Genomic DNA, 21,405 nt, shown 5'->3' with positions numbered 1-21,405 from the left:
AACCACTATTGTGACAAGTGGCTGAAACATTGCGCTTTAGAGATAAGGTTTCTGAGACTACAGACCAAATTGCAAAAATTATGGCAACTTTTCGTCATTTCTTGGCTGTCAGTATCGCAAGTGCGATCGCCTTCAACTTTGTAGAACCCGGTGCTTCACAAACTCTGCGATCGCAGGCGCAGTATCCCGGTAATTTAGATGAAGGTGGAAACGAGGAAAGTTTAGGAACACAGGCGCAGATCAGGAGAATTCTTTACTCTCCTTTTCATCGCGTCTCCCCCTTGATGTTTCCTCTTCCCAAACGCCAAACGCTCAATGCCAATGCCCGATTATTACCAGAGGAAATTCTCCGTCGTCTCAGGGAAAACAAAGCTGAGCTGACGTTAGAGGTAGCGGCGGAATCTCAAGCAGCGGTAGAGAAAATTACTGCGGACACCCAAGATAGCTCAAATGAGCATCAACCAGAACAACAACGGACTGTAAAAAAACAAGATAGAGAAAACCCCTCAGAGCCAACATCGATGACGGCGGCAGATCGTCCTTCTGATTTACCTCGCTCTGGTGCTGTCGTTGGACAAGGTAACCCAAGCGATCGCCGCACGCCTAATGTTAGTCAATTGCCAGCCGTTGAAGATACCCCAAGACCCGTAGCTCCTGTAGAACCGGGATCGCTGGAGTTGCTTAGTCCGGCTTCTAACCCTCTAGCCTTTCCTACGATACCGGAGGAGGTAGACGTTGAAGTTGTCCAACCTATTACCTTAGAGCAAGCACTGGAACTGGCACGGCGAAATAATCGAGACTTACAAGTTGCCGAACTGACATTAGAGCGCGCTCGTCTCAGCTTACGAGAAGCCCAAGCCGAGCGATACCCAGACGTTGGCACCAGTGTAGATCTCACGCGAGTTGATTCTGGTAGCGGTACCAGCTTGGGACAAATCGATCCAGTATTCGGGGTAGGGGCTGACCAAGATTCAGTGCGAACAACCTTAGGTGCAGGGTTGGAATTGAACTATGACCTCTATACCGCAGGACGGCGTCCGGCAGCTATCCGCGCCGCTGAGGCAGGAGTCCGTTTGCAGCAGTTGGAAGTGGAACGGCTCTCTGAGCAACTGCGCCTTGATGTTTCCAATGATTACTACGACTTGCAACAATCCGACGAACAAGTACGTATTGCCCAAGCGTCGGTAAGTGAAGCGGCTAGAAGTCTTCGAGATGCAGAGCTACTAGAAGAGGCAGGGTTAGGAACACGCTTTGACGTCCTGCGGGCGCAGGTTGAGTTAGCCAATAATAGGCAAGATTTGACCAACGCCTCAGCTCAACTACAAATTACCCGCCGTCAGCTTGTAGAATCATTAAATCTCGCCCAGTTCGTTGAGGTGACAGCAGCAGATCCCATTGAAGTTGCAGGTGTCTGGGAACTGGCGCTTGAAGAGAGCATTGTCCTTGCCTACAGAAATCGTGCGGAGTTAGAGCAGCAGTTAGTCCAGCGAGAGATCAACCAGCAACAGCGGCAGATTGCCCTATCTGCTACTAGACCACAAGCCAGTGTGTTTTCTAGCTATAACATTCAAGCCTTAATTAGTGACGACAACGGACCAGTGGATAGCTTCAGGCTGGGAGCAAGACTACTGTGGAACTTCTTTGATGGGGGCGCAGCGAGAGCAAGAGCGAGGCAGGAAGAAAAAAATATTGCGATCGCCGAAGCTCGTTTTGCCGACCAGCGCGACCAAATCCGTTTGGACGTGGAACAAGCCTATTACAACTTACAGGCTAATCAGGAAAATATTCAGACTGCCTCTTTAGCCGTCACCCAGGCAGAAGAGAGTCTGCGACTAGCGCGTTTACGCTTCCAAGCAGGCGTTGGAACTCAGACTGACGTGATTGCCACCCAAACAGAACTAACCCGCGCCCAAGTTAACCTACTCAATGCAATTTTGAACTACAACCGTTCGCTGTCATCCCTACAACGCTCAGTCAGTAATCTTCCTGATGGTAATCTTTCCGATGTACCGTAACTATGAACTGAGTCGGTGAGTAGGGGAGAAAGTATGAAGTATGAAGGGTGAAGTATGAAGGGTGAAGTATGAAGGGTGAAAGGGGTTATTGGTTCTCTTTCTCTCCCCTGCTCCCCGCTCCCCTGCTCCCCTGCTCCCCTGCTCCCCTGCTCCCCTGCTCCCCTTGCTCCCAACTTTCCTACACCGTCATGGCTGGTTCCAACCCTAGTTGGTGCATTAACCGCTCAATGTCGAAGTGTTCAGTCATAAGTTGCTGGATACACTGCATCTTGATCGGTTCTTGCAGGCGTACCTGACCAAAGGCACGGTCAACGATTTCTACCGTTGTCAGAGTGTCAAGATCCACTGACAAAATAGGAATTTCCAAATCTTCTGCACGTTGCAGAATGAACGGTTGCGGTGGTAGGTGTCCGGTAAGGATAAGGCACTGAGTGGAGGTTTCCAGAGCAGCAAGTTGGATGTCGGTGCGATCGCCTCCCGTTACCACTGCCATATTGGTGGCTTTGCGGAAGTACTTCAGCGCTGAGTTGACATTCATTGCCCCAATCGTCAAACTTTCCACCATCAAGTCCAATCGATCAGAGCGACAAAGGACTTCTGCTTGTAGTTGGTGTGCCAGTTCCCGCACGCTGACACTGCGTAACAAAGCACTGCGCGGCAGCATTCCCAAAATAGAAATGCCTTGGCGCTCCAGAAACGGCTGCATCGTTGTTTGTACGGCTTCAATCTGTTGGCTAGGGATGTCATTGATTAATACCCCCAGTAAGCGATCGCCTAAATGTTGCTTGGCAAACAACAATCCATCAGTTAAAAACACTGGGTGAAAGCGGGCAACCAGCAACACTGCTGCATCCACAACCTCTGCTATCTGCAACAAAGACAAATCAAACAGACTGCCTTCTACTAAACTACCCGGCCCTTCCAATAACACTAACTCACTGTCCTGCGTCGGATAATACTGCTCTAGCAAGGAACAGTATTTAGTGGTGTCTTCCCCCTGCAAGCGCTTGGCAACTGTCTCCGCATCCAGAGACAGTAGAGGAGGGCGCACCGACTCTTCCGACAGTTTAAGTGCATCTGTCATGAACCGAACATCTGCTTCTACCGCTTCTGGCTGACTAACATTTAGGCCAGTTCCTAGGGGTTTGCCGTAGGTGACATCGACTCCTTTTTCTTTTAGCTGATGAGCGATGCCTAAAATTGTTGCTGATTTGCCGCTATAGGCTTGTGTTGACCCAACCAGCAAATATTTGGCAGATTTCACCACGCCGTTCACTCCTATGAATTTCAACTAGTGCTTAATCATCAATGCGTAACAGCCGGCGGTAAAACCCTTGAGAAAAATCTGTCAGACGCGATCGCCTGAAGTTCATGATTACTTCTATTAAGTAATTAATAAACTCAGAATTTGCCAGCGTTACCTCATAACTCAGTTCTGCATTTCCATCAAACTGCAACCGACAGCGGGTTAACTCCGCTGGCAGGTTCGAGACAAACCAGGTCGCTACAAAAGGAATGCTATCGCCCCCTTCGATACGGCGCTGACCCTCTAGAGATCCCTGTTGGTAGAGGCTAATTGCCAGGGGTAACATATTGCGTTTTGCGCCTTGGTAGTAAGGCATATAAACGCCGACAGCTCCTTTTTCAGCAGGCTGAAGTTTTTCAATAGACATGCTTGGTATATTCCTCAATTTCCGCTGATTGGGCAGACAAAACTCTCTCCGGTCAGAAAGTTCAGTAAGACAAAACGGCTTAGGTTGAGGCTGTCAATCCAGATGAACTTATCAGTGATTTTAGGCTCTTCTGAAAAAACAGCCGCTCTTGCTGAACAATTTATGCCGGGTGGAGCAACGGGTTGAATCTAGTTTAGTTTCAACTAGATACACTCGCGCGTGATCTGTAGTCAGGACAGGTTTTACCAACAACATCGGTTTTCACCTAGTTATTTTCAACCTACCCTGATTTATCTTTCCCAATTACCACCCCTCAATTACTAATCCTCAGTTCCTTTTTCAAATCAGAATGCTCAACCCACTTTTGAGGCAGGACTTACCTTTGTTACCGATGTCTCCGGAGTGGGGAGAGTTTGAGCGCAGTCTGGACGACGGCTAAAAAATTTGAAGTAGGTGCTGAGGCAAAATTCTTTGATGGGGTAGGTGATAAAGGTCAGCGGATTAATCGTCACGATGATGTTACGAACATCGCGAGTGGCAAGATTGACGATTTGCTTCGCCACCTTTGGGGCTGACATCACTCCCACCGGATTGAGATTGCTCTTAAAGGGGCCGAGAATGAGCTTACGAATGACACAGGGAGCATCAAGACGCCGTAGGGTCACTAAATCCCCCAGTGTCCGCTTGCTCAGCTCGTATAAAGGGCTAAAGGCGGGATTGACTTCCGCTTCTGAGGTGTTGACCCAAACTTCTTTGCGAGCAATATCTTCATTAGTGCAGACGGTAGAGAGAAAGAGTTCCAACAGCCGCCAACTGGAAAAGGTGTTGACTTCGTAGGATTTAGCGATCGCTTCTGCCGTGCGCTCCTCATGTACATTAATGCCGTGATTGAGAATTAAAATATCAACCTTCTCAAGCGGCACTGCCAAATCTGATTCCTTGCCGACTTGCCAGGAGAGCGTTTTGATCGTCAGGCTTTCACCCTTGACTGTTAAGGCAATACTTTGGTCTTTGGAGGTGAGGGCAATAACTTTTGCGCCTCGGTTGTGAAGGGCAAGCAGTAGCTCCCTCCCTAAGGTTCCGGATGCTCCAGTAACGGCGACGGTTTTTCCTTTCAGGGAAAGTGCAGTTCCCATAAACTTGTCTACCAATGTCAACGTACCGCAATAATATGCTTTTTGATTGTCAAAGTGGTGCCGCCAGTGGTAAGTGCGATTAATAGTCCATTGGGAGGGCGGGTTCAGGAAAGATCCAGGTCTATGGGTTAAGTCGGTGGCTTCATCCATCCACTTGAGACCACTTCCCCGCGCGATCGCACTGATCAAAAAAGTCAGAGTGTAGAGAGAACCCGTCAAGGCAACCCACTGCTGTTCTGGTGCCCGGAAATGGGCTATTCCCCACACGACAAAACTCAACAGCAGCATCACCAAGGCTTCAGGAACATCATTCCGCCAGTGGGCTTGTCGATAAATGCGATCGCTCACTGGCATTAAATCAGGACGGAATACCCGATGATGCCAGGAATGGAGGCGATAAAGAGGTGTCCAGTAATGAGACAAAACGTGATAGAAGTCTCGCACCAGTTCTACCCAGAGAATCGCACCCAAACCCCAAATTGCCGTGGCTATCAAAGAAGTCACCATATACAAAAGTCAAACACCTTTAATCTTTGAAAAAAATCTTTGTTTGATTTTTAAGAAAAGCTGCTTTAAGTATAAAAAGCTTAACAGTCCCTGAAGCAACTCAGATACAATAAGGCTGCACTTGCTTTTAAAGGAAGCTAGGAGCGATTACACCGAAAAACAGCGCTAGTAAGCGCTCTAAGGCAGCGATCGCCCTAGGGTATCTGCACCAAGACATTGGGGGATGAAAGCCACTACTGTACTGAAGAGCTACCTCGACAGCCAGCCTGACAACTCAAACGATTTGTAAAGGCGAAAAAGTAGCGGCACCATCATCCTCAGTCTAGTGTTGCGTGAACTCCTGGTTTCTTAAAAAGCGTTGATCAGTATTGATGGGTGAATCAAGTAGCTTATGCCGGACAACCCCTGGCCAGAACACGATTCTTACAACGAACTTGACCCGATTAGCTCTCTGTTGTCTGACTTTTCTGACTCAGACGACGAGGACTTTGAAAATGCCTACTTTTTCCAAGGATTGGAAGGACGCCGACGCAAAGCGGCTTTGACATTGACCTTAGTCTGGGGCGGTACGATTGCTTTGCATCTGCTGTCTTGGGGTTCCTGGGTAGTTTGGAGCTTAACCGCACTGGTGGGCATTCAGGCAACACGGATATTATTTGCTCAACCGTTGAAGTCCCCAGCATCCTTAACCGCAGCAACAGAAGCCGACTATCCCTTTGTCTCGCTGCTGGTATCCGCCAAAAATGAAGAAGCGGTGATTAGCAAATTGGTCAGGACGCTGTGCGAGTTGGACTATCCAGAAAATCGGTATGAACTCTGGGTGATTGATGACTACAGCACCGACCGAACACCACAAGTACTAAACAGATTAGCTAAGGAGTACGACCAACTTAAGGTCTTGCACCGTGGGGCTGATGCCGGAGGTGGCAAATCTGGGGCACTAAATCAAGTTTTACCCTTAACCAAAGGGGATTTTGTGGCGGTGTTTGATGCCGATGCCTCAGTACCGAAGGATTTGCTCCGGCGAGTGCTGCCGTTGTTTGAAAATCCGCAAGTCGGAGCGGTACAGGTACGTAAAGCGATCGCCAACGCCTCCTTGAACTTTTGGACAAAAGGTCAAATGGCAGAAATGGCAGTCGATAGCTACTTTCAGCAGCAACGCATTGCCGTTGGTGGAATTGGAGAACTGCGCGGTAACGGTCAGTTTGTCCGCCGTTCGGCGCTAGAGAGTTGTGGGGGATGGAATGAAGAAACGATTACCGACGACTTGGATTTAACCTTACGCCTGCATCTCGATCATTGGGATATCGGCTTTCTCAGCTTCCCAGCCGTGGAAGAAGAAGGTGTCACCCGTGCTTTAGCACTTTGGCATCAGCGTAATCGTTGGGCAGAAGGTGGCTATCAACGCTACCTCGACTACTGGCGGCTGATTGCCAGTAACCGTATGGGAACGCTAAAAAGCCTAGATTTGTTCACCTTCCTGCTCATCCAGTACCTATTACCTGCGGCTGCTATTCCAGATGTGTTAATGGCAATCTCTCGCCATCGCCTACCCGTCTTCAGCCCTTTAACCACCCTCTTCCTCTCTTTGGTGACTTGGGGCATGTTTATCGGTATACGCCGCACCAGCGAGAATCCCAGAATGCGTCCCGCAGAATTTCTGATCACCTGCTTACAAACCCTCCGTGGCACCTTTTACATGCTCCACTGGATGCTAGTAATGGCAGGAACCACCGCACGGATTTCCGTCCGCCCTAAGCGGTTGAAGTGGGTCAAAACAGTCCACCAAGGCAACAGCGAAGAAAGCCTTAAGTTCAGCGATTGATGGCGCTTTGGCTAATTGTTAATGGACAAAATTATCTCAACAGCAATTTAGCCATAAACTACTTCGCCATCCGAATATTAAAGCTCTTGGCTTCGCAACAAAGTCAAAATTCATGGCAGTTTTGGCGATCGCTACCCCCAGAAGCTTTCATCGGATCAGGTAGGCGGAGAAATTCTTAAAACGGCAGATCTTCATCATCGTCGTCTAGGGAAGCATCTAATGCTGCGTCCCAGTGCCCATTGAAGGAAGCGTCCAGGATAACTGAGGACGGCTGTGGCTCAATAAGATCTTCTTCATCATCTAGGGATGCATCTAATGCTGCGTCCCAGTGCCCATTGGAGGAAGTGTCCAGAATAACTGAGGGCGGCTGTGGCTCAATAATTTTCGGTTCGCTCTGTTCGGTGTCATCGTCTAGCTCAATGATCTCTCCCTCAAAAAACTGCTTGAGGGCTGAGAGCGCGATCGCTACTTCTCCCCCATCAATCTCTATTTCTACTTCCTCTCCACTAGATATGGGCAGTTCAGGAGCCGGAATTGCGCTTATTGCTGGATGACGAGCAGCTTCTACTGGCAGGGGAGCAGGCGGTTTAGAAGACACAGGCTTTTCAAAAACCGGAGTTTCTTCAGGTGGTATTGATACTTCCTGAGAAGCAGGGGGAGGGGGAGTTGGCGCTGATGGCTGAGGCGGTGGCTTGGGCGCGGGTGATGAAGGTTGGGGAACTGATTCGGGTGCAGAAGTTTTCCTAGAAACAGAAGTATTGATAATTTGCCAGACGACCTTGACTGGAGAATGATAGACCGCTGCAAATGCGGCTTCAATATTGGCTAATTTACCCTGAGCAAGCTTCAGCAAGGGTTGAGAACTAATACCAACACGGGCAACAGAACCATCAAACCCAATCAAGTGACATTGCTGACGTAGTAAAGCTTGTGCAGAGAAAGGTTGAAGATGCTCAATAACCTGCTGCCAAACCTGCTCTAGGCTTTCTGACGGGGCATCAGCTATGCTTTTTGTCACAGGTTGGGCACCTACAGACGCGGGTTCTTCAGGGTCTGGATTGGTCGTAACAGCGGGTTCTTGCTCTTGGGGAGGCGAGAAGCCACCATTGCTAGTGGCATGACTAGCGGCGGCGGATGATGTTTCTTGTGGCGAAGGAGTCGGGGGTGCCGTCTTTTGGGGAAGTGGGGGAACAGGCGGAGAAACTTCCTTAATCGTTGAGCGTGGCTCCGTTGCCGCTAGGCGGGGTGTCATTGGCTCTGAGCTTTGAGTACTCAGTGCAGAGGGCAACAAACCCAGTAGGGTAACTTCCAGCCATAGGCGCGGTTGGGTAGTATTTTTGATTTGCGCTTCGCTATTTTTGAGGTGCTGTTGACCTGCCAAAATTATGTTGATGTCAATTTGCTGAGCAAATTCACCCAGCGCTTTCCAGGTTTGAGAAGTCAACGCCACTAAGTCATCGCGACTAGGAGCAGTTTTGGCGATCAGTAAATCCCGGTAGAACCCGGCAAGATTTTGTAGAACTACTAGGGGTTCTCGACCGCGATTTAAAATTGCTCGACACCGATCGAGCAGATCTTCTGCTTTGGAAGTAGCGATCGCCTCTAGCAACCCTATTAAATCCTGCTCTGGCACTGCCCCTACTAAGTCCCAGACGCGCTCAACTGTGATCTGACCGGATAGCAAGCTCAGTTGATCCAGCAGGCTCTCTGCGTCCCGCAGCCCTCCCTGAGACACTTGTGCAACTAAGGTCACAGCCTCACTGCTAATATCGATATTTTCTTTAGAAGCGATCGCTTCCAAATGAGACACCATCGGTGCTAAGGGAATGCGGCGAAAATCAAATCGCTGACAGCGAGAAATAATCGTAGGTAATACCCGTTGCGGGTCTGTGGTGGCTAAGACAAAAACAATACGAGCCGGGGGTTCTTCTAGGGTTTTAAGCAAGGCATTGAACGCCGCCGGACTGAGCATGTGGCATTCATCAACCACATATACTTTGTAGCGGCACTGCACGGGGGCAAATTGGGCACGTTCGATCAGCTCTCGCATATTATCGACACCTGTATTGCTCGCCGCGTCAATCTCAATTACATCTAGGGCGGAACCCCCGGCGACATGGCGACAAACTTCACATCTGCCACAGGGGTATTCTGTTGGGGTAGCACTTTCTAAGCAATTGAGCGATTTTGCTAAAATTCGCGCACTGGAAGTCTTCCCCGTTCCTCGTGGCCCTGTGAATAAATAAGCAGGGGCAATCCGTTCTGTCCGAATCGCGTTGGTCAGTGTTGTGGCGATCGCCTCTTGCCCTACCAAGTTGGCAAAGGTTTGAGGGCGATATTTGTGATGTAGGGGTTCGTAACTCACAGTAACGGTGCCGGAGAAATGTGCAATTGATCGGGCTGCGGTCGTCTACCCATGACCTCAGCAAATGCGATTTTAATCGACACGGGTGAAGATGCTATGTCACGATATCGCAGAAGAGCGGGCATTCAGGTAATGAGTTCTCGCGGCAAAAGTGAATGCCGTTGCTCCAATGTTGGCTTTTTCAGCCGCTAGGCATAAAATTTACTGTCGGCTGAAGACGAGCTAATTCTCTTACAGAACTAATGTACTATCTAATTCCTCTAAACTAGACAGGTGCGAGCAAAACCTTAATGTAATTTCTAGTAACCACAGATCGGCGATGGGAGGATATTCACGCTTCCAGCGTTTTTAAGTTATGAACCCTAAACAACTAACTAATGACTAGTGACTAAAAATATGTCTTATATGCGCCAAATTCAATCTATTTATACCGATGGAGCCTGCAGTGGTAATCCCGGCCCTGGGGGTTGGGGTACGGTGATCTATTTCAAAGATGGTTCTGTGTATGAAATGGGGGGGGCTGAAACTCCTAGCACAAATAACCGCATGGAAATGCAAGCCGCGATCGCGGCGTTGAAAGTCTTTGCCGCCTCGGCACAAAGCGAATCCATCACCCTATACACAGACAGCGAATATCTGAAAAAAGGAGTGACTCAGTGGGTAAAAGGGTGGAAAAAAAAAGGATGGAAAACAGCGCAGGGTAAGCCTGTTTTAAACAAAGACTTGTGGGAAACCCTTGATAAACTTAACTCAGATTTAGTGAGTTGGGAATATGTTAGAGGTCATAGTGGCGATGAGGGCAATGAACGTTGCGATGCGATCGCCCGTGCCTTTGCGGGGGGTCAACCTCTCCCCTTAGAACAGCCATTTTCCCTGACTTTGCCAGAATCGCTAAAGGCAGCTACTATGCCTCCGGTAGCAGGCGTATCAGATCCAGATACCACTTCTACGCTAGCTTACAAAACCGTACACGAGAGCGTCGTTACTTCTGATATGACCATGATGGATTTATCTGCTTCTTCGTCTAGTGTTTTGATGGATGAATTGCCGCGCGAAGTTAGGGTGGCTCAACTTCGTAATTTGGTAGAAACTCTACACATTGCGGATGAGATTGCCAGAGAAGGCTACTTAATTAGTAGTTCCGAACTTGCGGATTTGATGGATGTCAATGCCAGTGCTGTTACCAGCCGAGGCGACCACTGGGGTTGGCGGAACTGGATTGTATCCCGCGTTCGTCGCGAGGGCAATCAGATTCTCTGGCAGCTCGAACGGGTAGACCAGGTCAATAATACTGATGAGGACAGCTAGTTTTTAGGACTAGTCTGCTGTCTTTAAAACGCGATCGCGAGGGTTTTATCTCTTACTCTTGACCCTCCCCTATATTCTCCATTTGCTCGCCTATCATTAATTCCTCAATCACATAGAGGAGCAAAGGAGAACTATTTTATTGTGCGTTTTTTCCAATCAACAGCGGTGAAGTCAAGACGACCGACTTTTGGTGACTGGCTCTGAATTATAGGTGCGACCGCGCCATTGGGTAGGTCTGCCGAAGGTGGAAAGAAAAATCCGCAAGACGGCTAAGGGGTCTGCTAGGGGAGAAAGCCAGAAAAGCCAGGAGGCAGATGAGGGGCTTTGCGTGCGGTCGTAGGATGGTGCGATCGCAAACAACAAGGCACAGCGGATCAGTAGCAAGAATAGGTTTAATCCCGCAGCTACGCTTAAAGAAAGCGCACCATACCCTAGAGCCAGGTAACTGAGCAAGATGGCGGTAACGGGGAGGGGTAGACCTTGCACGCTCAACAGTAGCCAAAGATCGCTCCACTGTTGGGCGGTAGACGCCGCATCTTTAAGGTCAAGCGATCGCCCCCACTCTTTCCAAGTTTCTGCGGCTCCCTCATACATCCGCACCTTCAGCACCTTTGCTCCATCCCAAAAGCCTACCTTAAAGCCTTGAGCGGCAATATTCCGCGCTAAGGTGACATCGTCACAAAAAGATCCTTTAGCGCTGGTGTAGCCTTCTAACTGGCTTAAAACATGGCGACGGCATAAAAAACACTGTCCATTTGCCATCACTCGTTCAGGAGAATTAGCTGTAACGCCTGCCGGATCGAAGCGATACAGCAAGGTCATCAAGAGCGCAGGTTGCAGCCACCACTCCCCTGGATACTTAAGGATAAATTGGGGAGAAAGGGAAATCAGGTCAAACTGCTCTGCCTCAGCTGCTCTCACCAAACCAGCAATTAAGCCTGCACTCGGTTGAGTATCAGCATCCATCCCCAAAATCCATTCGCTTTTTGGGGAACTGTGCAAAAAACCCGTGTGCAACGCCCAGGGACGCCCTACCCAGCCAGGGGGTAAGGGATCATCCGTTGTGAGGCGAAACCGGGGATCTTTTTCTGCCGCCGACTTCACCAGCTCTCTTGTCCCATCTTGAGAGCGGCTATCAACGATAATAATTTCCCTAACTTCATAGCTTTGCCGACTCAACCCCTCCAGAGCCGGGGTGATGCGTTCGGCTTCGTTGAGCGTTGGAACGACAACACTGACGCTACCAAGCTGTTCAAGGCTGGGAGATTGCGGCTGGAGGGGAGAGCGGCGCTGCGGGCCTTTCAGTAGGCGAGACATTAAAATCAATGCCGCTGGGGTTTGGATGAGCAACAACGCGATCGCAAAAACACCAATCCCTGCCTCTGGCAACGCTCGCCCTACTAATCCACTGAAGGCACTGAGAATCCAGCTCACTTAGGCATCGCTCCCACTTGTGCCATGGGTACGGAGCCGTTAGGAGTCTCAGTTTCTACTTGGTTGGAGACAGCTATCATCGGTGTTGATGCTGCCATCCACCACAATACTGCCGCCGGAGCGAGTCCTAGTAAGACCCCTAAGCCAACGGGAATCCAGATTCCCGTGCCTCCTAGAGTTAAGACGATCCCAAAGGCAATGTTGCTAAAGTAAACCGCCAGAGGGAATCCTAACTGCTGGCGTGACAGGGCAATCGGGGATTTTTTCCACAACAAGGCTGCTACGGTCATGAAAACAATACCTGTGGCAAGCCAACCCGCAAAGTTTTGGAACGGGGTGCCAAAATAGGCTCCCACTTCGCCGTAATGCCAAAACGGATAAGCTGTTTGGCTCATAGCAGGATCGAGTACAAAGTCCCAAGAGGTCAGCAGGATGCTTCCCAAAATAACTGCGCCAGTCTGACGCCACCATCCCGACTTGGTATTGGTGTAAAGGTCAACTTTTAGACCAGCACGGGCAATCAGGTAGGAAACCAATCCCATGTAAAACCAGGATAGGGGAATGGTAAAGGGGACAAGACCGGCAACTTTGTAACCTAAACCGCTCAAGTAACCGTATTCTCCAAAAGGAAAGCCGGTACTGGTACCCAGCAATTCACTTCCTAAGGAAATACAAGCAGAGGGCAGCATGAATGTGAGCCAGTGCCAAAGTCCTAGGGTTCGGTAGGCATAAATCGCCACGGCGATCGCACCAAAGATGATGTACACCACACCACCTCCAGCCATTCCCCACTGGAATAAGGTTTGCCCAAAGGTAGATAAACCAGCGATCAGTTCTGGATGGGGGAGGACGATTAACAACCCTGCCAGCCCGAAGACCATGGACACAATATGGGCGATGAGGAAAGAGCGTTCAAGTTTGACTAGTTGCTGCATTAGAAACTCCTAACACGGTAAAAACCCCGGAGTAAAATCCGGGAAAGGGTCGCATCTCAAGAATGGGACAAAAAACTTTCTAGCTAGATGGACGGAGATATTTTTAATAGTGTAATAGTTTACAAATATTTATGAACAATTCATCTTAAACCCTTTTACCGTCACTCTCGCTCATGTTCGTAAAACGATTTCGTTGGCGATCGCTTTTAAGATCAATTCGGTTGTATCAGAGTTGTTGATCATTTCTCCTCCTACCCCCCCTAACAATATCCTTACAACCAGAAACGGTACAGTCCCTCTCTTGCTTACCCTAAGGACGTACTAGCCGTAAACTGAGGTGCAAGGTGCGAGATTCAAGAAAATAGTTAAGATATTAGCAGTAGAATTGTCGCTGACAATCGCTTGTGTGTAGAACGAGCTTTTCAGTTGCAAGAAAGCTGTCGGCTTCATGGCATCTCTATTCAACATGAATTCACCTCTCCCAGACAACACGAAGAACGCGATCCGGTCTCTCCAGTACCGTGATTTGGAGGCGATCGCTCAACTGGTGACAGAGGCATCTGATGGCAATAGCCACAGTTGTTCAGTGTCGCTGGGGCGTCAGTTGCAACAAGCGCAAAACTGGTTTGGCCCCTTAAAAATTTTAAGTTGGTTTCCCAATCCTTGTCAGCACGCCCTTCGCATCTATGTTGCTGAACAAAATCAAAAAATTCGTGGACTAATCCAGGTTGCCCCATTCAATCGGACGCGTAGCACTTGGCGCGTTGAGCATGTGCTGGTTGAGCCTCAGACTCAGCCCTCTGAAAAAACCCAGAACTTGGGGGACATTGGTTCCCAATTGCTGCGTTACTGTTTCGAGACAATCTGGGAAGCCCGAACTTGGTTGTTAGAAGTCAGTATTCACAGCAAATCAACGTTAGCACTGTATCGGCAGAATGGATTTCAGCCTTTAGCACAACTAACCTATTGGGCGATCGCACCAGAACTGCTTCAAGGATTGGCAGATCATGAGCCAGATTTACCAAATCTCCTGCCCGTAAGCAATGCAGACGCTCAATTGCTCTATCAGCTTGACACGGCCTCAATGCCGCCGCAGGTACGACAAGTCTTTGACCGCCATATCCAAGACTTCAAAATTGGATTTTTAAACGCCTTCATTTCTAATCTCCAGCAGTGGATTAGTCATACAGATATCATCAGTGGCTACGTCTTTGAACCACAGCGTAAAGCCGCAATCGGCTACTTTAACTTGCAAGTGTGCCGAGATGGTTCTCAGCCCCATAGCGCTGAACTAACCGTTCATCCTGCCTATACCTGGCTCTATCCAGAACTACTATCTCAAATGGCTCGGATTGTCCAGGATTTGCCTACCCAAAGCTTGCAGCTTGCATCAGCGGACTACCAGCCAGAACGTGAAGAATATTTAGAAAAACTAGGGGCGCAGCGGATTGAACACACATTGTTGATGTCCCGTTCCGTCTGGCACAAATTACGAGAAGCCAAGCCAGTTTCCTTAGAAGGACTGCATCTATCAGAGGTTCTCCAAGGACTCAAGCCAGCACGCACTCCCATCCCTAGCCGCATGACTTGGCTACAGTCGTTGTCGAATCCCTCCCAGACCGTTCCCAGAACAGATATTTCAACGACCTCTAGTTCCCTATCTCAGGAAGTTATCCCTCCAACTGAGCCTACTGAGCCTATAGAAAAGAAAAACCGGGGCTAAAGATATGTTTGAGGTTGGCAACTCTGTAGAGTTCCAACGCTGAGGTGGAAGTAGGAAAGGGTACTAATAGCAACGGCTAAGAAGACCGATAACATCTGATCCCCATTAGAACTCAGCCTCAGGACTCCTTTCAAATGCAGCAAATATCGGCACTAGGATTAGACGTAGGTAAAAAACGTATCGGAGTTGCTGGATGCGATAAAACGGGTTTGATCTCGACAGGTTTAACTACGATTGAGCGTACTTCTTTTGCCAACGACATTGAACAATTACGAGAACTGGTAAAAGAGCGGGAGGCTCAAGTGCTAGTTGTGGGTTTGCCCTATTCCATGAACGGAAGCTTGGGCTTTCAAGCTCGCCAGGTAAAGAAATTTGCGGCGCGGGTATCAGCCGCCCTAGGTTTGCCAGTGGAATTTACTGATGAACGTCTAACTTCGGTGGCGGCGGAACAACTGCTTAGAGAACAGAGAATAGACCTTTCCCGAAACAAGGGTTTAGTTGACCGGAAAGCAGCGGCAATTATTTTGCAGCAGTGGCTAGATGAACGACGCCAGGGCAAAAACGTCTCTCCTCTTCCTTAAAACTTCTATCCAAAAATTCTCAGTCAATGTTGTGAAAACCGAGTTATTTTTTCCCTAAAAACGGGTGAGCCGCAGGTAAAGCACTGACTGTCATCAGGGTATCCTTTCACCCCACCTGAGCATAATGATAAGATAGTAAATTGCTGCATTAATCCTAAAGATTGTACCTATGAGTCTGACGCAAGAGCACAAACAGGAAATTATTGAAGGCTACCAAGTTCATGAAACCGATACGGGATCGGCACATGTACAAATTGCCATCCTTACCGAACGCATTAATCGGTTGAGCAACCACTTGAGAGGCAACAAAAAAGACCACTCCTCCCGCAGAGGGCTGTTGAAAATGATTGGTCGTCGGAAGCGCTTGTTGACCTATCTTCGTAAAGAAGACCGGGATCGTTACCAATCGTTGATTCAAAGCCTAGGGATTCGCGGATAATCTATATTCAAGCTTATGTCTACTGAACCATCGCGTCGTTTGCCCTTTGAACCGCGTCAAAAGCGCAAAAAAACAACCAACACCCAACCAGAATCGGCACCTAGTCAAGCAGTGGCGAAGAAAGATCGACCAGCGGTTACGGCTTCAACTCCAGAAAAATCTGCTCCTGCTACGGTGAAGAAAAATAAGCAGTCCCCCGCTTCACAGGAATCAATGAAAATTCCTGATGAAGTCAGCAAACGCATGGTACGTCGGATGGCGTTACTCTGCGGGCTTCCTTCGGCTTTGGGGATCGCCACGTTTTTTGTTAGCTATTATTTGGTTGCAAAGATGGGGTTAGCTCTACCTCACGTCGCGGTGGTTCTTGTCAGTATGGGATTTTTTGGGCTTGGGGTATTAGGGTTGAGCTATGGCGTCCTCTCTGCCTCTTGGGATGAAGAAGTTTCTGGCTCTGTAGTGGGGTGGCGAGAGTTCACCACAAACCTGGGACGAATGACCGCTGCTTGGCGTTCGGCAGGACAAAAAGATTAGCAAAATAGCGAACAGCTCCCTTAACTTGATTTAGAGTCATAAGTGAGCATAATAAAACGTAGCTATGTAATTATTCGTAAATCCTCGTCAAGCTGGCAATTAAGCCAGGTGAGGTGGGTTTCAATATTGTGTTGATCTTTGTTTAGCTATTCAAGTTAAGTACACCAGTAATTTGGCAGGAAATTTAAAACATGATTGTAGTAATGAAAGCGGGTTCCCCGGAAGCCGAGGTTACTCGCGTTGCCCAGGAACTCGGCGAATGGGGTCTGATTCCTGAGAAAATCGTCGGGAAACACAAGGTTGTTTTGGGGCTAGTCGGTGACACGGTTGATTTAGACCCGCTGCAAATTCAAGAAGTTAGTCCTTGGATTGAGCAAGTACTGCGGGTTGAGCAACCCTTCAAGCGTGCTAGCCGTGAGTACCGTCATGGGGAAGGCAGCACTGTTGTAGTTTCTACCCCCGGTGGATTGGTTCATATTGGTGAAAACCACCCCGTGGTGATTGTTGCTGGCCCTTGTTCGGTAGAAAATGAGGAAATGATTGTCGAAACAGCTCGCCGCGTGAAGGCAGCAGGAGCTCAGTTCTTGCGCGGTGGAGCCTACAAACCTCGGACATCTCCCTACGCATTCCAAGGACACGGAGAAAGTGCTTTAGGTTTACTTGCCGCCGCACGGGAAGCAACAGGTCTAGGGATCATCACTGAAGTGATGGATACCGCTGATATGGAGAAGGTGGGAGAATTTGCGGATGTGCTGCAAGTAGGAGCACGTAATATGCATAACTTCTCGTTGCTGAAGAAGGTAGGGGCACAACCCAAGCCCGTGCTGCTTAAGCGTGGCATGTCAGCGACAATTGAAGAGTGGTTGATGGCGGCTGAGTATATTCTGGCTGCGGGCAACCCAAATGTAATTTTGTGCGAACGGGGCATCCGAACGTTCGATCGGCAGTACGCGCGGAACACGCTGGATCTATCGGTGTTGCCTGTGTTGCGATCGCTAACTCACTTGCCAATCATGATCGACCCTAGCCACGGTACTGGACGGGCAGAATATGTCCCAGCAATGGCTATGGCAGCGATCGCCGCCGGAACTGACTCTCTCATGATTGAAGTTCATCCCAACCCAGCGAAAGCCTTGTCTGATGGGCCACAGTCCCTGACTCCTGAGCGTTTTGACCGATTGGTTAAAGAACTTTCCGTGATTGGTAAAGCCATTGAGCGCTGGCCACAACCAGAAGCTGCACTGGCTTAGTTAAGTTTTTAGATAGAGAAGAAAAAGCTTCCAAAAAATAGACCCAGCAGGCATCAGCCACTGGGTCTTATCTTTTTAGTTGGTGCAAAAAACGGGCTAACCTCAATTATTGGTCAACCCGTGAGCTTGGGAACGCCTAAACAGACTACTATTGCAGAACCAACTTGACGTTGGCATTTTGCAAACCGCGTTGCTTAACCTCAGACAAAGTCTTGTTAACTGCATACTTCTGGTTGATCGAGTTGATCAGCTCAGTTTGGTTGTGCTTCTTAGCAACACCCCACAAGTCAGCAATCAAGTCAAAGGAACCATCGCCATTGCGAGACCAGCCGAGATCATACTCACCTTCCAAAACCGCAACGAGATCGGCGCGAACACGCTGACCGTTGTAGCCGCGAACATCGGCTTCCGTCTTAACAGAGATACCCAGATCACGGAGAGAAGCCTTCAAGATTTCGGCATCGGTGATTTTGGTACGGAGAGTGCTAAAGTGAGACATTTGGATTTCCTCCAGTAGAGTTAGAAGAGAAACGACAACGTTAGCTTTTGTCTTGTGCGTTAGCCGCTTGATGAGTGCGGCTTTTAGTGAAACTGCTAGCAAGTTGCTAGCCTTTACTCCTGTTGGGAAGCAGGAGAAAGCTTTTTAGAACTCCAGTCGCTGATATTCAGCAACGAAGCCTGAGGCAGGTCGCGCTCGCTGTCTCGCCCAATCCCTTAGGGCTGTTACCTGCTCAGTCATGGTCTTGGAAAGCGGTAGAGTCGCTTTGATTGCCGCAATAATGTCCAGTTGAGTGAATTCTCGGTCTTGAGCAAACGCTTCATACATTGCAGCGATTATGGCTTGCTCAATTTCTGCACCGGAAAAACCATCGGACACTTTTGCTAACTGCTCTATATCAAAACGGGCAATATCTCGACGCCGCTTTCCTAGATGAATTTTGAAAATTTGCTGACGTTCTTCTGCATTCGGTAAATCGACAAAGAAGATTTCGTCAAAACGACCTTTGCGTAAGAATTCTCCTGGGAGACGTTCCACACGGTTTGCCGTTGCCATCACGAACACAGGGGAAGTCTTTTCCTGCATCCAAGTCAAGAACGAGCCAAAAATCCGGCTAGAGGTGCCACCATCTGAGTCAGCCGAACCGGAAGTACCAGCAAAGGCTTTGTCTAGCTCATCAATGAAGAGAATTGTTGGCGAAATGGATTCTGCCGTTTTTAGCGCATTGCGGAGATTGGCTTCCGAACGACCCACCATTGAGCCATCGTAAACTCGTCCCATATCTAGGCGTAGCAGTGGCAAACCCCAAAGACGAGCCGTGGTTTTGGCAATTAACGACTTACCACACCCCGGAACCCCAAGAATCAGCATCCCTTTCGGCTGGGGTAAGCCATATTCCCTTGCTCTTTCTGTAAAAGAGTTGGAGCGTTGCTTCAGCCAGTTTTTGAGGTCTTCTGAACCGCCAACTGCTTCCAGGGTCTCATCTTCTTCAATAAATTCTAAGATTCCATTGCGGCGGATGAGCTGCTTTTTTTCAGAAAGAATAATATCGACTTCTGATTCTGTGAGACGTTTAGCAGTAACGTAGGCTTTCCGGTAGACTTTTTCTGCTTCATCTCTGGTCAAACCCAAGGTAGCTTTGAGCAGCTTCTCTCTCGTTTCCGTTGTTGTACGGCGAGATTTGGTTTGCTCTAGCTGATGGTCTAGAACCTGGTTTAACTCCGCTAAATCGGGTAAAGGATAGTCGAGAACGACAACTTCTTTTTCCAGTTCGATAGGAACCTGTTGCACGGGTGACATGAGAATCATCACCTTGGACGTGCCCTTGAAACTAGCGATCGCATCCCTTAACCACCGAGTTGTTGCTGGTGAGTCGATGAAAGGGTGTAAATCTTTGAATATAAAGATCCCAGGCTCGCGTTGCCGGACGACCCATTCAATTGCTGCTTCAGGCGAGACAGTGTTGTGTTGCGTAGTATGTCGGGGTTGACCATACTCAACAATTCCGTGGGTGACAGTCCATACATACACACGTCTTTGTTGAGACTTGTGAGCAATCTGTGCGATCGCCTTCTCTGTCCGCTCTTCCTCGGAAGTAACGAGGTAGATGAGAGGATATTGAGCTTGAATCAGAGTATAGATCTCTTCTTGCATGACTATCGACCTAGTTAGAGACGGCGCATCACTGTCAAATTAGATGTCTAAAAGCGTGCAATTTATTGGGTTCTCGCGACTTGAGCTTTAACAGGGAACTAATTTTTCTTCACCCTGCGAGCCTGTACGGTAACTCACTTCTTCTCGCACTTTTTCGACTGGAAGTTCTTCAGCCAAGACACCCGGCTGATTTTCCAGGGAAGCCATTTCTCCATCCTTCAATACCACAGGGCTAGAACACTCGGGACAAGTATAAACTTGATGCGTTTTACCCTGGCTTTCTACTTCATCAACCAATTCTGGATGAGTCAGATAGAAAACAATTGCTCTTTCAACCATTGATGACATTGAGTCTAAATCAACGGCTGCTCGAATTTTGAGCTGACGATGAAGTCCTGGAGGAAGATACAGCGTAACCTTTTGCTTGTCTTGCATATAACTATCAGTTGTTCTACCCGGGTATGTAATGAAGATTATCGGCTTTCAATCTCACTGTCAAGCCATTAAGCCAGTATGACAGCAATATTGTTACATTCCTTTACATATTCCGGCTTTTGATGACGCTATGGCGGATCAAGAAAGGCACTTACCCAGCTTTTAATTCTTTAGAGGGATCTACAGAAAAGTTTTCAGAACATCAGCGCGATCGCGCTCAACAGCAGAACTTTATCACCGAAGGACGCACGGGTTACCTCAACGTAAAAATCGGCTTAGATACTAGTGCAATGACCCTAACGCTCAAACAGGGGAGAGTCGTGATGCTGACATCTCACACCACAGAACAAGAAATTATTGCAGCACTGTCTAGTGGGGCAGATGCGTATTGTATTAAAGGAGCAAGTGTCGATCGCTTGCTGAATGCGATCGCTGCGGCGGGTGAAGGGGCTGCCTACCTCGATCCGCAAACTGCCCGGAAAGTGATTGAGCATCTATCACCACCTTCACCGAGTGGAACAATCATCACTTTGTCAAAAAGAGAAATGGAAGTATTGAAGCTGATCGTAGAAGGTTACAGCAATCCAGGAATCGCCTCAGCCCTTTACCTCAGCCCCAATACAGTCAAGACCCATGTGCGCGGGATTATGAATAAACTTTCTGTGGATGACCGAGTACAGGCGGCGGTTGTTGCTCTCCGTTCTGGCTTAGTCTGATCATTAAAGAGGTGGCGGCAAATGATGCTTTAACCCAAACCTTTCAATATCTAGTATGGTTCCATTGTCACCAAGGAAGAATATATCACTCCCCTGACCACCAGTTAGGATGTCAATCTCACCTGCGCCAAATCCAAAAGCAGGGACAAAGGGGTCAACACCAATCAGCGCATCATCCCCATCGCCACCAGAAAGAACATCGTCATCTTCACTACCAACGAGTACATCTGCTCCCGCTTCACCGAGAAGGGTGTCATTCCCAAGGCTACCAAAGAGTATATCGTTGCCATTCCCGTCACTGAGGTGGTCATCCCCTTCCTCACCATCGGCTAAGTCGTTACCGTTGCCACCAGTGAGGACACCATTACCATTACCATCAT

The 21,405-nt window shown here is 48.7% G+C and carries 21 protein-coding genes; 10 read left to right on the top strand and 11 right to left on the bottom strand.

Annotated features, from left to right (window positions below):
* Nucleotides 1–80: 80 nt before the first annotated feature.
* Entirely contained in the window at nucleotides 81–2,015 is a 1,935-nt protein-coding gene (locus AC5JR3_RS13985; protein ID WP_495846944.1) for a TolC family protein, read from the top strand.
* Between the two features lie 178 nt (nucleotides 2,016–2,193).
* Here the strand turns inward: AC5JR3_RS13985 and AC5JR3_RS13980 are convergent, their stop codons facing one another.
* The 3 genes from AC5JR3_RS13980 to AC5JR3_RS13970 form a co-directional block, all read right to left on the bottom strand.
* Entirely contained in the window at nucleotides 2,194–3,282 is a 1,089-nt protein-coding gene (locus AC5JR3_RS13980; RefSeq protein ID WP_495846942.1) for a phosphotransacetylase family protein, read from the bottom strand.
* A 31-nt stretch (nucleotides 3,283–3,313) separates the two neighbouring features.
* Nucleotides 3,314–3,688 (bottom strand): type IV pilus biogenesis protein EbsA, encoded by a 375-nt coding sequence (gene ebsA, locus AC5JR3_RS13975; RefSeq protein ID WP_495846940.1) that lies wholly within the window; start codon nucleotides 3,686–3,688, stop codon nucleotides 3,314–3,316.
* 353 nt (nucleotides 3,689–4,041) lie between these two features.
* Nucleotides 4,042–5,331, bottom strand: a complete 1,290-nt coding sequence (locus AC5JR3_RS13970; protein WP_495846938.1) for a bifunctional sterol desaturase/short chain dehydrogenase — start codon at nucleotides 5,329–5,331, stop codon at nucleotides 4,042–4,044.
* A 391-nt stretch (nucleotides 5,332–5,722) separates the two neighbouring features.
* Between AC5JR3_RS13970 and AC5JR3_RS13965 the strand changes: the two genes are divergently transcribed.
* The gene (locus AC5JR3_RS13965) at nucleotides 5,723–7,156 is read left to right on the top strand and encodes a glycosyltransferase family 2 protein (RefSeq protein ID WP_495846936.1); all 1,434 of its coding nucleotides are present in this window, start codon (nucleotides 5,723–5,725) and stop codon (nucleotides 7,154–7,156) included.
* Nucleotides 7,157–7,331: 175 nt separating this feature from the next.
* Here the strand turns inward: AC5JR3_RS13965 and AC5JR3_RS13960 are convergent, their stop codons facing one another.
* The gene (locus AC5JR3_RS13960) at nucleotides 7,332–9,521 is read right to left on the bottom strand and encodes a DNA polymerase III subunit gamma/tau (protein ID WP_495846934.1); all 2,190 of its coding nucleotides are present in this window, start codon (nucleotides 9,519–9,521) and stop codon (nucleotides 7,332–7,334) included.
* Between the two features lie 51 nt (nucleotides 9,522–9,572).
* Between AC5JR3_RS13960 and AC5JR3_RS13955 the strand changes: the two genes are divergently transcribed.
* A complete protein-coding gene (locus tag AC5JR3_RS13955) occupies nucleotides 9,573–9,713 on the top strand; it encodes a hypothetical protein (protein WP_495846933.1) in 141 nt (46 codons plus the stop codon).
* A 204-nt stretch (nucleotides 9,714–9,917) separates the two neighbouring features.
* A complete protein-coding gene (gene rnhA, locus AC5JR3_RS13950; RefSeq protein WP_495846998.1) occupies nucleotides 9,918–10,829 on the top strand; it encodes a ribonuclease HI in 912 nt (303 codons plus the stop codon).
* Between the two features lie 171 nt (nucleotides 10,830–11,000).
* Here the strand turns inward: rnhA and cruG are convergent, their stop codons facing one another.
* The 3 genes from cruG to AC5JR3_RS13935 all read right to left on the bottom strand — a co-directional run bounded on the left by cruG (nucleotide 11,001) and on the right by AC5JR3_RS13935 (nucleotide 13,666).
* Nucleotides 11,001–12,146: a 2'-O-glycosyltransferase CruG gene (gene cruG, locus AC5JR3_RS13945; RefSeq protein ID WP_495846996.1), complete on the bottom strand. Its 1,146-nt coding sequence runs from the start codon at nucleotides 12,144–12,146 to the stop codon at nucleotides 11,001–11,003.
* A 113-nt stretch (nucleotides 12,147–12,259) separates the two neighbouring features.
* A complete protein-coding gene (cruF, locus tag AC5JR3_RS13940) occupies nucleotides 12,260–13,198 on the bottom strand; it encodes a gamma-carotene 1'-hydroxylase CruF (RefSeq protein ID WP_495846931.1) in 939 nt (312 codons plus the stop codon).
* Nucleotides 13,199–13,519: 321 nt separating this feature from the next.
* Nucleotides 13,520–13,666 carry a hypothetical protein gene (locus AC5JR3_RS13935; protein WP_495846929.1) on the bottom strand — a complete coding sequence of 49 codons (147 nt, stop codon included), beginning with the start codon at nucleotides 13,664–13,666 and terminating at the stop codon, nucleotides 13,520–13,522.
* Here AC5JR3_RS13935 and AC5JR3_RS13930 point away from each other — a divergent pair.
* From AC5JR3_RS13930 to aroF, 5 genes are all read left to right on the top strand, one after another.
* Nucleotides 13,665–14,921: a GNAT family N-acetyltransferase gene (locus tag AC5JR3_RS13930; protein ID WP_495846927.1), complete on the top strand. Its 1,257-nt coding sequence runs from the start codon at nucleotides 13,665–13,667 to the stop codon at nucleotides 14,919–14,921. The two genes, AC5JR3_RS13935 and AC5JR3_RS13930, sit on opposite strands and share 2 nt — an antisense overlap.
* Before the next feature lie 134 nt (nucleotides 14,922–15,055).
* Nucleotides 15,056–15,502, top strand: coding sequence for a Holliday junction resolvase RuvX (ruvX, locus tag AC5JR3_RS13925; RefSeq protein WP_495846925.1), 447 nt, complete (start codon nucleotides 15,056–15,058; stop codon nucleotides 15,500–15,502).
* 169 nt (nucleotides 15,503–15,671) lie between these two features.
* Entirely contained in the window at nucleotides 15,672–15,941 is a 270-nt protein-coding gene (gene rpsO, locus AC5JR3_RS13920; RefSeq protein ID WP_495846923.1) for a 30S ribosomal protein S15, read from the top strand.
* Nucleotides 15,942–15,956: 15 nt separating this feature from the next.
* The gene (locus AC5JR3_RS13915) at nucleotides 15,957–16,472 is read left to right on the top strand and encodes a PAM68 family protein (RefSeq protein WP_495846921.1); all 516 of its coding nucleotides are present in this window, start codon (nucleotides 15,957–15,959) and stop codon (nucleotides 16,470–16,472) included.
* Between the two features lie 191 nt (nucleotides 16,473–16,663).
* Nucleotides 16,664–17,722, top strand: coding sequence for a 3-deoxy-7-phosphoheptulonate synthase (gene aroF / locus AC5JR3_RS13910; RefSeq protein WP_495846919.1), 1,059 nt, complete (start codon nucleotides 16,664–16,666; stop codon nucleotides 17,720–17,722).
* Between the two features lie 148 nt (nucleotides 17,723–17,870).
* Here aroF and AC5JR3_RS13905 read toward each other — a convergent pair whose 3' ends face one another.
* The 3 genes from AC5JR3_RS13905 to AC5JR3_RS13895 form a co-directional block, all read right to left on the bottom strand.
* Nucleotides 17,871–18,221: a DUF1257 domain-containing protein gene (locus AC5JR3_RS13905; RefSeq protein WP_495846994.1), complete on the bottom strand. Its 351-nt coding sequence runs from the start codon at nucleotides 18,219–18,221 to the stop codon at nucleotides 17,871–17,873.
* A 144-nt stretch (nucleotides 18,222–18,365) separates the two neighbouring features.
* A complete protein-coding gene (ycf46, locus tag AC5JR3_RS13900; protein ID WP_495846917.1) occupies nucleotides 18,366–19,874 on the bottom strand; it encodes a stress-responsive protein Ycf46 in 1,509 nt (502 codons plus the stop codon).
* Nucleotides 19,875–19,961: 87 nt separating this feature from the next.
* Complete coding sequence (locus AC5JR3_RS13895; protein ID WP_495846915.1) at nucleotides 19,962–20,309, bottom strand: slr0373 family blue light stress response protein; 348 nt, start codon at nucleotides 20,307–20,309, stop codon at nucleotides 19,962–19,964.
* Between the two features lie 122 nt (nucleotides 20,310–20,431).
* On the opposite strand from AC5JR3_RS13895, the gene AC5JR3_RS13890 reads away from it, so the two are divergent.
* Nucleotides 20,432–21,025 carry a response regulator transcription factor gene (locus tag AC5JR3_RS13890; RefSeq protein ID WP_495846913.1) on the top strand — a complete coding sequence of 198 codons (594 nt, stop codon included), beginning with the start codon at nucleotides 20,432–20,434 and terminating at the stop codon, nucleotides 21,023–21,025.
* Nucleotides 21,026–21,028: 3 nt separating this feature from the next.
* Here AC5JR3_RS13890 and AC5JR3_RS13885 read toward each other — a convergent pair.
* Nucleotides 21,029–21,405: calcium-binding protein (locus AC5JR3_RS13885; protein ID WP_495846911.1), on the bottom strand; the 377-nt coding region annotated here is incomplete at its 5' end.

The sequence above is a fragment of the Kastovskya adunca genome (genome assembly GCF_059505785.1).
The sequence above is the reverse complement of the archived record's forward strand: the minus strand, read 5'-3'. Positions and strand labels throughout refer to the sequence as shown.